Source organism: Desulfolithobacter dissulfuricans, assembly GCF_025998535.1.
GTDB lineage: Bacteria > Desulfobacterota > Desulfobulbia > Desulfobulbales > Desulfobulbaceae > Desulfolithobacter > Desulfolithobacter dissulfuricans.
On the sequence record NZ_AP024233.1, the window covers coordinates 3,282,480 to 3,295,188 of the forward strand.

Below are 12,709 nucleotides of genomic sequence, written 5' to 3' on the forward strand. Positions count from 1 at the left end.
GGGATAACACCGCCTTAAGCGGTGATGTCCCTCTCTGTTTACATGCTATAGCAAAACTGGGAGAAGCAGGGATTTCACCGTCTTTCAGGCGAAGACATCCCTCTCTAACGCGATGAAACTACATGAATACCAGGCCAAGGAACTCTTTGGCCGATACGATCTGCCGGTGCCTGAGGGGCAGGTAGCAGAGACGGAAGAAGACGGGCTACGCATAGCGGAAAAACTCGGCTGTCCCGTTGCCGTCAAAGCCCAGGTGCATGCCGGTGGCCGGGGCAAGGCCGGCGGGGTCCGGCTGGCCCGGAGCCAGGAAGAGGCCCGGGAAGCGGTCCAGACGATCCTGGGCATGACACTCCAGACCGCCCAGACCGGCGGCCAGGGAAAAATAGTCCGCAAGATCCTGCTGGAAAAGGGCGTGGACATCGAGCATGAATACTACCTCTCCATTCTTCCGGACCGGGCCACGGCCAGCCTGATGATCATCGGTTCCACCGAGGGTGGGATGAACATCGAGGAGGTGGCAGCAACCACACCGGAAAAAATCATCCGGGTCCGGGTCAACCCGCTGACCGGCCTCCAGCCCTTTCATCTGCGCCGGATGGCCTTTGGCCTCGGCCTGACCGGCGACCCGTTCAAAAAATTCTGTGTCCTGCTTTCCAACCTGTACAGGGCTGTGACAGAAAACGACCTCCTGCTGGCCGAGATCAACCCCCTGGCCAGGACCTCAGATGGTGCTTTCGTGCTGCTCGATGCCAAGGCCGAGGTGGATTCCAGCGCGCTCTTCCGCCACAAGGACCTTGCCGCGCTGCATGACAGCGGAGAGGAGGATCCCCTGGAGGCCGAGGCAAAAAAATATGGCCTCAATTATATCCGGCTGGATGGTACTATCGGTAATATGGTCAATGGTGCCGGCCTGGCCATGGCCACCATGGACATGATCAAGCAGGCCGGGGCCGAGCCGGCCAATTTCCTCGACGTGGGCGGCGGTGCCGATGCGGAGATGATCGAGAACGGCTTTCGTATCCTGCTCTCCGATCCCAAGGTGGAGGCCATTCTGATCAATATCTTCGGCGGCATTCTCCGCTGCGACGTGCTGGCCACCGGCGTGGTGGAGGCGGCCCGGAAGATCGGCCTGTCCCTGCCGGTGGTGGTCCGCATGGAGGGCACCAATGTGGAGGAAGGGCGAAAGATCCTCGCGGACTCGGGCCTGGACCTGATTTCAGCGACAGATCTCCAGGACGCGGCGGAAAAAATAGGCAAAATCGCCACCGCTGCAGCGGCGCACTGAGGCAGAGACAAGACCATGAGCATATTCATCGACCAAAACACAAGACTTCTTGTCCAGGGGATCACCGGCCGGGAAGGACGCTTCCATACCCGGCAGTGCCGGGACTACGGCACAAACGTTGTTGCCGGCGTCACGCCGGGCAAGGGTGGTCAGGACGTGGACGGGATCCCGGTGTTCAACACCGTGCGCGACGCCGTGGCCGCCACCGGGGCCAATGCTTCGCTGATCTTCGTGCCGCCGCCCTTTGCCGCCGATGCCATCCTGGAGGCGACCGACGCCGGGGTGGAGCTGATCGTCTGCATCACCGAGGGTATCCCGGCCTACGACATGCTGCGGGTCAAGACGGCCCTGGACGCCACCCCCTCGCGGCTGATCGGCCCCAACTGTCCCGGTATCATCACCCCCGGCCAGTGCAAGGCCGGCATCATGCCCGGCCCCATCCACACCCCCGGACCCATTGGTGTCATCTCCCGCTCCGGCACACTGACCTATGAGGTAGTGCACCAGCTCACCGGGGTGGGGCTTGGCCAGTCCACCTGCATCGGTATAGGCGGTGATCCGGTCATCGGCACCAACTTCATCGACTGCCTTGAAGCCTTTGCTGGCGATGACGCCACCGAGGCGGTCGTACTGGTGGGCGAGATCGGTGGCAATGCCGAGGAAGAGGCGGCCCGTTTTATCCGCGACAACCTGGACAAGCCGGTGGTCGGTTTCATTGCCGGGATCACCGCTCCCCCGGCCGGCGCATGGGACACGCCGGGGCCATTGTCAGTGGCGGATCGGGCACGGCCGAGGCCAAGATCCGCACCATGCGGGAATGCGGCATTCACGTCTGTGAACAGTTGGGCAGGCTGGGACAGTTCTGCAGAGAGGTGTTTTCATGAAGGAAATTACCTGGGACGAATTTACCCAAGTCGAGCTCCGCACCGGTACCATTGTCGAGGTGGAGGATTTTCCCGAGGCCAGGAAACCGGCCTATCGGCTGGTGGTCGATTTCGGGCCGGAGATCGGACGAAAAAAGTCCAGTGCCCAGATCACCGACCTGTATGACAAAAAGGAACTGCTGGGCCGCCAGATCATCGGGGTGGTCAACTTTCCGCCCAAGCAGATCGGGCCGGTCCTGTCCGAGTGCCTGGTAACCGGTTTTGTCCGGGACGACGGCTCGGTGGTCCTGGCCGTCCCGGAACGGAGGGTGGACAACGGTCTTAAGCTGGCATGACAGATAAAGATAAGTACAGAGTACTCATAGGAAAACCCGGCCTGGACGGCCATGACCGGGGCGCCAAGTTCATTGCCCGGGCCCTGCGCGATGCCGGGTTCGAAGTGATCTACACCGGCATCCGCCGCACACCCGATGAAATCGCAGCCGCGGCCATCCAGGAAGATGTGCACGCGGTCGGCCTCTCCTCCATGTCCGGGGCCCATCTCCGGCTCTTCCCGGCAGTGGTCGAGGCCCTGCAAAAGGCCGGCGGGGGCGACATTCCCGTGCTGGGCGGCGGGATCATTCCCGAGGAGGACATCCCGGTTCTCGAGGAGGCCGGTATCCGGGCCGTTTTCACACCCGGCACGCCCATCGACACCATCATCGATGCCTTTGCCCGGGCCAGCAAAGAGCAGCAGGCACAGCGCAGCCAATGAACACCTCCCTGGCCAGTCGTCTCCACGAGGGTGATCCCCGGGCCGTGGGCCGGGCCATCTCCCTGGTGGAAAACCACGATCCGGCCGGCCACGAACTGCTGGCCTCCCTGGACCGGGAACGGATCAACCAGTGCCTGGTCCTGGGCATCACCGGACCGCCCGGGGCCGGCAAATCCACCCTCACCGGGCAGCTCATCCGCTGTATCCGCGAACGGAAGATGCGGGTGGGCGTCATTGCCGTGGACCCCTCGTCGCCCATCTCCGGCGGCGCCCTGCTTGGCGACCGGATCCGGATGATGGACCATGCCCTGGACCGGGACGTGGTGGTCCGCTCCATGGCCACCCGTGGCCGTCTGGGCGGACTCTGCGGCGCCGCCGGGGCCGCAGTCCGGATCATGGCGGCCAGCGGCTGCCGGATCGTGATCATCGAAACCGTGGGTATCGGCCAGTCGGAAATGGACATCGTCTCCCTGGCCGATCTGACCCTGATGGTGCTGGCGCCTGGTTTCGGCGACGACATTCAGGCCATGAAGGCCGGGATCCTGGAGGTGGCGGACCTGCTGGTGGTCAACAAGAGTGACCAGCCCGGGGCCAGAAAGCTGTTTCTCGATATGATCACGGTCCTGCGTGACCCGGAAGAGCGGGAACAAAGGATCATCGAAACCGTGGCCAGTGAAGGCCGTGGGGTGGCTGAACTCCTGGAGCGGGTCCTGGAGATGGAAGCAAAGCAGCGGAGCCAGGGGTTGTTCCAGCGCCGGCGGGACGAATCCTTTATTACCGAAACCCTGGACTGGGCCATGGAACTGCTGGCCCATCCCCTGCGCGAACGGATCCGCCGGACCGCTTCCACCGAGACCGATCCGCGACTGGCCGCGGAACACCTACTGCGTAATATCTTGAAATGACAGAAAAAAAGAGAAAGACAAAACATCCGGCCCAGAAAGATTGGGAAGAAAACGAGCTCAAGCGATCCCTGGATCGTTTTCCCGAACGCAGAGAGAAGTTCACCTGCCACGGCGGCCGCGAGGTCCCTCGGCTGTCCCTGCCACGGGAGATCGACCGTGACTACCTGGAAAATCTCGGTTTTCCCGGTCGCTACCCTTTCACCCGGGGTGTACAGCCCACCATGTACCGGGGGAGGCTGTGGACCATGCGCCAGTATGCCGGGTTCTCCACCGCCGCGGCCTCCAACGAGCGCTACCGCTACCTGCTCGACCAGGGCCAGACCGGGCTTTCTATTGCCTTTGATCTGCCGACCCAGATAGGCTACGACTCCGATGATCCCCTGGCCATGGGCGAGGTGGGCAAGGTGGGGGTGGCCATCGACACCCTGGCCGATATGGAAGTCCTCTTTGACCGCATCCCGCTTGATAAAATATCCACCTCCATGACTATCAACTCGCCGGCCATGGTCCTGCTGGCCATGTATGTGGTAGTGGCCGAAAAACAGGGGGTGGCGGCGGACAGGCTGCGCGGCACCATCCAGAACGACATCCTCAAGGAATACGTGGCCCGGGGAACCTATATCTTTCCGCCCCGGCCAAGTCTTCGGCTGATTACCAATATCTTTCAGTGGTGCGCGGAAAAAGCACCGCTCTTCAACACCATCTCCATCTCCGGGTACCATATCCGCGAGGCCGGCTCCACGGCCAGCCAGGAGGTGGCCTTCACTCTGGCCAATGGCATGACCTATGTCCAGACCGCCCTGGACGCCGGACTGGAGCTGGAAATCTTTGCCAGGCGTTTGGCCTTTTTCTTCAATGCCCACAACAACCTGCTCGAGGAAATCGCCAAGTTCCGGGCTGCCCGTCGTCTCTGGGCCCGGATCATGAAGGAGCGGTTCGGGGCGAAAAAACCGGCCTCCATGATGCTGCGTTTCCATACCCAGACCGCGGGCTGCACCCTCACCGCCCAGCAGGTGGACAACAACATCGTCCGGGTCACCCTCCAGGCGCTGGCCGCGGTGCTCGGCGGCACCCAGTCCCTGCACACCAACTCCCGGGACGAGGCCCTGAGCCTGCCCACCGAGGAGTCGGTCCGCACGGCGCTGCGGACCCAGCAGATCCTGGCCCACGAGTCCGGGGTGGCGGATATCGTGGACCCGCTGGCCGGTTCCTGGTATATTGAACAGCTTACCGACACCATCGAACGTGAGGCCGTGGAGCTGATCGACCAGATCATGGAGGCCGGCGGGGTGGTGGCCTGCATCGAGAACGGCTTTATCCAGGCCCAGATCGAGGACGCCGCTTACCAGTACCAGCAGGAGATCGAACGGGGTGAGCGGATCATTGTCGGGGTCAACCGGTTCCAGAGCGAGGAGGAAACCCGGGTGCCGGTGATGCGGGTGGATCCGGCCGTGGAAGAGGAACAGGTCCGGCGACTGCAGCAGGTACGGGCGGAGCGGGACACCGGGGCCGCCACCCGGGCCCTGGCCAGGCTGAAGGCCGCCGCCGAGCGGTCGGAGGCCAACCTCATGGAACCGGTCCTGGAGGCCGTGCGCTGCTACTGCTCTCTGGGAGAGATCTGCAACGTCCTGCGGGACGTCTTCGGCGAATACCGGGATTACTGACCCGGTTGATACAGAGTGCCGGATACAATATAAAAACACAAAGAATCAGCAGATACAGCTGTTATGCTCAAAAAAATAGATCACATCGGCATTGCCGTTCACTCCATTGAAAAAGCGCGGGTCTTTTACGAAAAGGTCCTGGGACTTCGGTGTGAACGGATCGAGGAGGTGGAATCCCAGCAGGTCCGGACCGCTTTTTTCCCCATCGGCGAGACCCACATCGAGCTCCTGGAGCCCACCTCGCCTGACAGTCCGATAGCGAAATTTCTGGAAAAAAGAGGAGAGGGCTTCCACCATATCGGCTACCTGGGCGACGACATCGACCATGTACTGGCCGTGGCCAGGAGCAAGGGATGCCGGTGTATCAACGACGAGCCGGTTCCAGGGGCGGGGGGCAAAAAAATCGCTTTTCTCCACCCCAAATCCACCTTTGGAGTGCTCACTGAAATCTGCGCCCGGGAGGACGACTGATGCAGGACATCATCCGCAGGCTCGATGCCAAGCGGGCTGCGGCCCGTCTCGGCGGCGGCCAGGTCCGGATCGACCGCCAGCACGGCAAGGGCAAGCTCACCGCCCGTGAGCGGATCGAACTCTTTCTCGATGCCGGTACCTTTGAAGAGTGGGACATGTTTGTCGAACACCGATGCAACGAGTTCGGTATGGGCAAACAGAAAATTCCCGGTGACGGAGTGGTCACCGGTTATGGTACGGTGTGCGGGCGGCTGGTCTTTGTCTTCAGCCAGGATTTCACCGTCTTTGGCGGCTCGCTTTCCATGGCCCATGCCGAGAAGATCTGCAAGATCATGGACCACGCCATCAAGGTGGGGGCGCCGGTGGTAGGGCTCAACGACTCCGGCGGCGCCCGGATCCAGGAGGGTGTCGAGGCCCTGGCCGGCTATGCCGATGTCTTCCAGCGAAACGTTCTGGCCAGCGGGGTGATCCCACAGATCTCCATGATCATGGGCCCCTGTGCCGGCGGAGCGGTCTACTCCCCGGCCATGACCGACTTCATCTTCATGGTCAAGGACACCTCCTACATGTTCGTCACCGGACCGGACGTGGTGAAGACCGTGACCCACGAGGAGGTGACTGCCGAGGAACTGGGCGGCGCCCGGACCCACACCACCCGCTCGGGAGTGGCGGACCTGGCCTTCCAGAACGATGTGGAGGCCCTGCTGATGTTGCGGAGGTTCCTCAACTTCCTGCCCTCCAACAACCGGGAAAAACCACCGGTCTGGCCCACCACCGATCCGGCGGAGCGGGTGGAGATGTCACTGGACACCCTGATCCCCGATGATCCCAACAAGCCCTACGACATGAAGGAGCTGGTCACCAAGGTGGTGGATGAGCACGACTTCTTCGAACTCCAGCCCGATTACGCCGCCAACATCATCATCGGCTTTGGCCGCATGCAGGGCTCCACCGTGGGCATTGTCGCCAACCAGCCCATGGTCCTGGCCGGCTGCCTGGACATTGCCTCGTCGCGCAAGGCGGCCCGGTTCGTCCGCTTCTGCGACGCCTTCAACATCCCCATCGTCACCTTTGTCGATGTGCCCGGCTTTCTCCCCGGTACGGCCCAGGAATACGGAGGCATCATCAAGCACGGGGCCAAGCTCCTGTACGCCTTTGCCGAAGCCACGGTGCCCAAGGTCACGGTCATCACCCGCAAGGCCTACGGAGGCGCCTACGACGTGATGAGCTCCAAGCATCTGCGCGGCGATGTGAACTTTGCCTGGCCCACGGCCGAAATCGCGGTCATGGGACCCAAGGGCGCAGTGGAGATCATCTTCCGCAAGGACATGGATGACGAGGAGAAAATCAAAAACCACACCGAAGAGTACTGCAGCCGGTTCGCCAACCCGTTTGTGGCCGGCAGCCGGGGATTCATCGACGATGTGATCATGCCGCACAACACCCGCACCCGCATCTGCCGCTCCCTGACCATGCTCAGAGAGAAGAAACTGGAAAACCCGTGGCGCAAACACGGCAACATTCCGCTGTAGAAAACCAGGGTGGCGCGGAAAAGAAAACAGGGCATCGGGACAAGAGAAAAAACAAAAATATATGTTTAAAAAAATATTGATCGCCAACCGAGGGGAAATCGCCTGCCGGGTCATCAAAACCGCCCGGAAAATGGGCATTGCGACCGTGGCCGTCTACTCCGACGCCGACCGGAGGGCATTGCACGTGCGGATGGCGGACGAGGCCGTCCATATCGGGCCGTCGCCCGCCACCGAGAGCTACCTGGACATGGACCGGATCGTGGCCGCCTGCCTGAAGACCGGGGCCGAGGCTGTCCACCCGGGCTACGGCTTTCTGTCCGAAAACCCCATGTTCTGCGAGATGCTGGAACGGGCCGGATTGATCTTCATCGGCCCGCCGGTGGAGGCGATCCGGGCCATGGGCGACAAGATCACCTCCAAGCAGATCGCCGCCCGGGCCGGGGTCAACACGGTGCCGGGCTTCGACGGAGTGATCCGCGATGTGGACCATGCCCTGGAGGTGGCGGCCGATATCGGCTACCCGGTGATGCTCAAGGCCACGGCCGGGGGTGGCGGCAAGGGTATGCGGGTGGCGTGGAACGAGGATGAGTGCCGGGAAGGTTTTGTCCGGGCCGCTTCCGAGGCCGGATCAAGCTTTGGCGACGACCGGATCCTGATGGAAAAATTCATCCAGGAGCCTCGTCACATCGAGATCCAGATCATGGCCGATTCCCACGGTAACGTGATCTATCTCGGCGAGCGGGAATGCTCGATCCAGCGGCGACACCAGAAAATCATCGAGGAGGCTCCTTCGCCTTTCCTCGACCCGGAAACCAGGCAGGCCATGGGCGAGCAGGCCGTGGCCCTGGCCCGGGCTGTTCGTTACGAATCGGCCGGAACCGTGGAGTTCATTGTCGATGCCGCCCGGCCGGGCCAGTTTTACTTCCTGGAGATGAACACCCGGCTGCAGGTGGAGCATCCGGTGACCGAGATGGTCACCGGGCTCGACCTGGTGGAGCTCATGCTCCGGGTGGCTGCCGGGGAAGAGCTGAGCCTTGGCCAGGACGAGGTCCCCCTCGACGGCTGGGCCATGGAGTGCCGGATCTATGCCGAGGATCCGCTGCGCGGCTTCCTGCCCTCCACCGGCCGGCTGATCCATTACCTGCCGCCCGGGGAGGAGCGCCGGGTGCGGGTGGATGACGGGGTGTACGAGGGCGGCGAGATATCCATGTACTACGACCCGATGATCGCCAAGCTCATCACCTGGGGCGAAACCAGGGAGCTGGCCATCGCCCACATGCAGGACGCCCTCGATGAATACGTGATCCGGGGCGTGGAGCACAACATCGGTTTTCTCGGGGCGATCATGGCCCATCCCCGGTTCCAGGAGGGGCGGCTGTCCACCAACTTCATTGCCCAGGAGTACCCGGACGGCTTCCATCCCTCCTGTTCCCTGCAGGAAGACCCGGCCCTGCCAGTGGTGGTGGCTGGCATCATTCACCGCCTCTACATGGACCGGGCGGCCTGTATCAGCGGTCAGCTGCCCGGCCATGAACGCAATGTCCAGGATGACTGGGTGGTAATCATCAACGGACACCGGCACGATATCATCGTCAAACCCTTCCAGGCCGACTGCGGCTACCTGGTGGACTACGACGGCCGCGATTACCGGGTGACCACGGACTGGTCCTTCTGCCAGCTCCTGTTCCGCGGCGTGATCAATAACCGCCAGGTGGTCTTTCAGGTGGAGCGTGACGGGGTGGGCTACATCCTCCAGCACCGGGGCAACCGGATCCATACCCTGGTACTCACCCCGCGGGCCGCGGAACTCTTCCAGCTCATGCCGCCCGAAGAAGAAGCCGATCTCTCCCGCTACCTGCTGGCCCCCATGCCCGGCCTGCTGACCAAGGTAAGTGTTCAGGTCGGCGACTCGGTGAAGAGTGGCGAGGAACTGGCCATCATCGAGGCCATGAAGATGGAAAACGTCCTGCGGGCCCCGTGCGACGGCATCATTGCCGACATCATCGCCAAGCCCGGCGACTCCCTGTTCGTCGACCAGATCATCCTTGAATTCGCGGTGGAGAAGCCATGAGCAGCCTGCCGACCCTTGACCTTGGCCAAACAACCATCAGCTGGCTCACCGGCGGCCATTTCGAACTGGATGGCGGCACCATGTTCGGGGCTGTACCCAAGGTGCTGTGGAGTAAAAAATATCCGGCCGACGCGGACAACTATATCCGCATGCTCAACGCCCCGCTCCTGGTCCGGACCCCGGAACATTGCCTGATCATCGACACCGGAGTGGGCAACAAGCTCAGTGACAAGCAGAAGCAGATATTCAGGGTCTACGAAGGGTGGAACCTGGTGGACGAGCTGGCCGGCCTCGGTCTTGGCCGGGAGGATATCGACGTGGTCATCCTCACCCACGGTGATTTTGACCATGCCGGCGGGGTGGTCATGCATGGGAATAGCGGTGAACCGGAACTGACCTTTCCCCGGGCGCGACATGTGCTCCAAACCCTGGAATGGGAGGATATCCTCCACCCCAATATCCGCTCCAGCCATACCTACTGGCCGGAGAATTTCGCCGGGCTTGCGGAAAGTGGGCTGCTCGAGCTGGTAGACGGAGACCGTGAGATCGTGCCGGGGGTCACGGTCCGCCTCACCGGTGGCCATACCCGGGGCCACCAGCTGGTGGAGATCCGGGGCGAAGCGGATTCGGCCGTCCACCTTGGCGATGTCCTGCCCACCCACGCACACACCAATCCCCTGTGGATCATGGCCTATGACAACTTCCCGCTGGATATCATCGACCGGAAACAGGAGCTCCTGCCCCGCTACCAGCAGAAGGGGTGGTGGTTCACCTTCTATCACGATATCCACATGCTGGCCTGCCGCCTGGACGGCCGGGGCAAGGTGGTGGAAACCTTTCCAGATTACTGATTATCTCCCTCTTTTCACCTCCGGGTGACCGGGAGACAGAAACGAGAATTTTTCTTGACAGGCCGGGGGAGTTCCTTTATACAAGACTATAATTATCTCATATATCTTCTTTGAGCGCTCGCGGGGCCCTGCCCTGATTCAGTTTTTTGTTCCATCAAATCAACATGTTATTCAAAAAGGGGTGTACCAATGATTGCCTACTGGATTGAATCCGCCTCCCTGGCGCAGCTACAGGAACTCTGGTGGCTGCTCTGTTCCGTGGTCGGCTCGCTGTTTCTCTTTCTCACCTTTGTTCAGGGCGGTCAGTCCCTGCTCTGGCAGGTTGCCCGGACCGAAGATGAGAAAACCCTGATCATCAACTCCCTGGGCCGTAAATGGGAACTTACCTTCACCACCCTGGTGCTCTTTGGTGGTGCCCTGTTCGCCGCCTTTCCCAAGTTCTACGCCACCTCCTTTGGTGGCGCCTACTGGGTCTGGATCCTTATTCTCTTCACCTTCATTGTCCAGGCGGTCAGTTACGAATTTCGTAAGAAACCCAACAATCTGCTCGGTTCCAAGACCTACGAGGCCTTTCTCTTCATCAACGGTTCAGTGGGCATCCTGCTCATCGGCGCGGCCGTGGGTACCTTTTTCACCGGCTCCAACTTTGTCCTGAGCAACTATAATTTCGTCACCTGGACCAGTTCGCTGCGCGGACTCGAAGCGGCCTTTTCGCTGTTCAACCTCTCGGTGGGACTGTTCCTGGTTTTCAATGCCCGGGCTCTGGGCGCCATGTACCTGGTCAACAACATCGACTTCACCGGCGTCGAAGAGCTGGAAGGACGGCTGCGCGAGGCAGCACTGAAAAACTTCAAGCTCAGCCTCCCCTTCCTGATCTGGATGCTGATCCACCTCCTGCCCATGGACGGTTTTGCGGTCAACGAGAAGGGCGAGGTCTTCCGCCAGACCTGGAAGTACCTGCTCAACCTCAACGCCAACCCGCTCCTGGGATTGGCCCTGGTCTCCGGCCTGATCCTGGTGACCGCCGGAGCACTCATCACCGGCAGGACCCGCTCCACCGCCGGGATCTGGTTCGCCGGCCTGGGAACGGTGCTCTTTGCCCTGGCTGTCTTCGGCACCGCCGGATACAACAACACCGCCTTTTATCCGTCCAAGGTGGACCTGCAGTCCTCCCTGACCATCTATAATGCCTCCAGCAGCCGCTACACCCTGCAGGCCATGAGCTGGGTGGCCCTGGCAATCCCCTTTGTCCTGGCCTATGTGGCCTATGTCTGGAAGGCCATGGACCGTAAAAAACTTACCCTGGCTGAACTCACTGGCAAAAACGCCAGGGAAGTCTATTAGCAGGCAGATCTGTTTTCAGGTGGCACCGCGATGGTATCCCCTCGGATACCATCGCATTCTCCCTTCCCCGGTCCCGGGGAAAAAAGCTGTTAACGGGAATATTTTCCACTTGACAACGATTTCTCTTTTCAATATAAGACATAAACAATCTTATATATCATCTTTATCGTATTATAACTGACACCATGAGACTGACCCGAGCAGGAGAATACGCCATCCGCTGCATGGTGTATCTGGCAAAACAGGGACGCGGCGTTCTGACCAGCCGCCAGGAAATTGCCAGAAAAGCCGACATACCATCCCATTTCCTGGCCAAGATCGCCCAGGACCTGGCCAAGGCCGGCTTTATCGAGATCCGCCAGGGAGCCCGGGGCGGGTTTGTTCTCCTTCGGGATCCGGACAAGATCAGCCTGCTGGAAGTGGTCGAGACCATGATCGGCGAGATCTATCTCAACGACTGCGTGGCCCGGCCGGCATCCTGCAAGGTGACCTATGGCTGCGCGGTGCACCGGGTCTGGATGGAGGCCAGGGACCAGCTGCGCAGCACCCTGAACGCGGTCACCTTTGACCAGCTGGTGGAGGAAGGCTCCTGTATCCCGCTTTTCCCGGTGACCGAACTCTCCGAAACTCCGCCGGAAGACAAGGCCGCCGACCAGGTCGAGAAAATACAGTAGGAGGAGGGTATGGAACCACAACTTGCCATGGAACAACCCGGTATTATCACCCGCATCATCCGCTTCTATATGGACGGATTTCGCTCAATGACCCTGGGAAGAACGCTCTGGAAGGTGATCATCATCAAGCTGATCATCATGTTCGGAGTGCTCAAGTTATTTTTTTTCCAGGATTTCCTGGAATCACGCTTTGCAACAGATGAGGAACGGGCCGGTTACGTGCTGGAGCAGATCACCAGGCCAGTCCAAAGCCAACCAAATGTAAGGAGGTAGG

Annotated in this window: 12 protein-coding genes and 1 pseudogene; all 13 read left to right on the forward strand. The window is 61.0% G+C overall.

Going from position 1 to position 12,709, the window contains the following annotated elements; all coding sequences use genetic code 11:
• Positions 1 to 112: 112 nt before the first annotated feature.
• The 13 genes and pseudogenes from sucC to GF1_RS14775 all read left to right on the forward strand — a co-directional run bounded on the left by sucC (position 113) and on the right by GF1_RS14775 (position 12,708).
• Entirely contained in the window at positions 113 to 1,285 is a 1,173-nt protein-coding gene (gene sucC / locus GF1_RS14715; RefSeq protein ID WP_267927310.1) for an ADP-forming succinate--CoA ligase subunit beta, read from the forward strand.
• Between the two features lie 15 nt (positions 1,286 to 1,300).
• Positions 1,301 to 2,169: pseudogene (sucD, locus tag GF1_RS14720) on the forward strand (succinate--CoA ligase subunit alpha).
• Positions 2,166 to 2,504, forward strand: coding sequence for a tRNA-binding protein (locus tag GF1_RS14725; protein WP_267927311.1), 339 nt, complete (start codon positions 2,166 to 2,168; stop codon positions 2,502 to 2,504). Before sucD ends, GF1_RS14725 begins: the two are co-directional and overlap by 4 nt.
• Positions 2,501 to 2,923 (forward strand): cobalamin B12-binding domain-containing protein, encoded by a 423-nt coding sequence (locus GF1_RS14730; protein ID WP_267927312.1) that lies wholly within the window; start codon positions 2,501 to 2,503, stop codon positions 2,921 to 2,923. Before GF1_RS14725 ends, GF1_RS14730 begins: the two co-directional genes overlap by 4 nt.
• Positions 2,920 to 3,828 (forward strand): methylmalonyl Co-A mutase-associated GTPase MeaB, encoded by a 909-nt coding sequence (meaB, locus tag GF1_RS14735; RefSeq protein WP_267927313.1) that lies wholly within the window; start codon positions 2,920 to 2,922, stop codon positions 3,826 to 3,828. Before GF1_RS14730 ends, meaB begins: the two co-directional genes overlap by 4 nt.
• A complete protein-coding gene (locus GF1_RS14740; RefSeq protein WP_267927314.1) occupies positions 3,825 to 5,492 on the forward strand; it encodes an acyl-CoA mutase large subunit family protein in 1,668 nt (555 codons plus the stop codon). Before meaB ends, GF1_RS14740 begins: the two co-directional genes overlap by 4 nt.
• Positions 5,493 to 5,555: 63 nt before the next feature.
• Positions 5,556 to 5,963, forward strand: a complete 408-nt coding sequence (gene mce, locus GF1_RS14745; protein ID WP_267927315.1) for a methylmalonyl-CoA epimerase — start codon at positions 5,556 to 5,558, stop codon at positions 5,961 to 5,963.
• Positions 5,963 to 7,495, forward strand: a complete 1,533-nt coding sequence (locus GF1_RS14750) for an acyl-CoA carboxylase subunit beta (protein ID WP_267927316.1) — start codon at positions 5,963 to 5,965, stop codon at positions 7,493 to 7,495. The genes mce and GF1_RS14750 overlap by 1 nt, the downstream gene beginning before the upstream one ends.
• Before the next feature lie 61 nt (positions 7,496 to 7,556).
• The gene (gene accC / locus GF1_RS14755) at positions 7,557 to 9,566 is read left to right on the forward strand and encodes an acetyl-CoA carboxylase biotin carboxylase subunit (protein WP_267927317.1); all 2,010 of its coding nucleotides are present in this window, start codon (positions 7,557 to 7,559) and stop codon (positions 9,564 to 9,566) included.
• Positions 9,563 to 10,417, forward strand: a complete 855-nt coding sequence (locus GF1_RS14760) for an MBL fold metallo-hydrolase (protein WP_267927318.1) — start codon at positions 9,563 to 9,565, stop codon at positions 10,415 to 10,417. The genes accC and GF1_RS14760 overlap by 4 nt, the downstream gene beginning before the upstream one ends.
• 189 nt (positions 10,418 to 10,606) lie before the next feature.
• Positions 10,607 to 11,761, forward strand: a complete 1,155-nt coding sequence (gene cydB, locus GF1_RS14765) for a cytochrome d ubiquinol oxidase subunit II (RefSeq protein WP_267927319.1) — start codon at positions 10,607 to 10,609, stop codon at positions 11,759 to 11,761.
• 185 nt (positions 11,762 to 11,946) lie between these two features.
• Positions 11,947 to 12,435 (forward strand): RrF2 family transcriptional regulator, encoded by a 489-nt coding sequence (locus GF1_RS14770; RefSeq protein ID WP_267927320.1) that lies wholly within the window; start codon positions 11,947 to 11,949, stop codon positions 12,433 to 12,435.
• Positions 12,436 to 12,444: 9 nt separating this feature from the next.
• Positions 12,445 to 12,708, forward strand: coding sequence for a DUF4492 domain-containing protein (locus GF1_RS14775; RefSeq protein ID WP_267927321.1), 264 nt, complete (start codon positions 12,445 to 12,447; stop codon positions 12,706 to 12,708).
• Position 12,709 lies beyond the last annotated feature (1 nt).

What these genes read in the sequence shown, in the direction of transcription:
- sucC (WP_267927310.1), top strand. Translation starts at nt 113, where the DNA reads ATGAAACTACATGAATACCAGGCCAAGGAACTCTTTGGCCGATACGAT.
- GF1_RS14725 (WP_267927311.1), top strand. Translation starts at nt 2,166, where the DNA reads ATGAAGGAAATTACCTGGGACGAATTTACCCAAGTCGAGCTCCGCACC.
- GF1_RS14730 (WP_267927312.1), top strand. Translation starts at nt 2,501, where the DNA reads ATGACAGATAAAGATAAGTACAGAGTACTCATAGGAAAACCCGGCCTG.
- meaB (WP_267927313.1), top strand. Translation starts at nt 2,920, where the DNA reads ATGAACACCTCCCTGGCCAGTCGTCTCCACGAGGGTGATCCCCGGGCC.
- GF1_RS14740 (WP_267927314.1), top strand. Translation starts at nt 3,825, where the DNA reads ATGACAGAAAAAAAGAGAAAGACAAAACATCCGGCCCAGAAAGATTGG.
- mce (WP_267927315.1), top strand. Translation starts at nt 5,556, where the DNA reads ATGCTCAAAAAAATAGATCACATCGGCATTGCCGTTCACTCCATTGAA.
- GF1_RS14750 (WP_267927316.1), top strand. Translation starts at nt 5,963, where the DNA reads ATGCAGGACATCATCCGCAGGCTCGATGCCAAGCGGGCTGCGGCCCGT.
- accC (WP_267927317.1), top strand. Translation starts at nt 7,557, where the DNA reads ATGTTTAAAAAAATATTGATCGCCAACCGAGGGGAAATCGCCTGCCGG.
- GF1_RS14760 (WP_267927318.1), top strand. Translation starts at nt 9,563, where the DNA reads ATGAGCAGCCTGCCGACCCTTGACCTTGGCCAAACAACCATCAGCTGG.
- cydB (WP_267927319.1), top strand. Translation starts at nt 10,607, where the DNA reads ATGATTGCCTACTGGATTGAATCCGCCTCCCTGGCGCAGCTACAGGAA.
- GF1_RS14770 (WP_267927320.1), top strand. Translation starts at nt 11,947, where the DNA reads ATGAGACTGACCCGAGCAGGAGAATACGCCATCCGCTGCATGGTGTAT.
- GF1_RS14775 (WP_267927321.1), top strand. Translation starts at nt 12,445, where the DNA reads ATGGAACCACAACTTGCCATGGAACAACCCGGTATTATCACCCGCATC.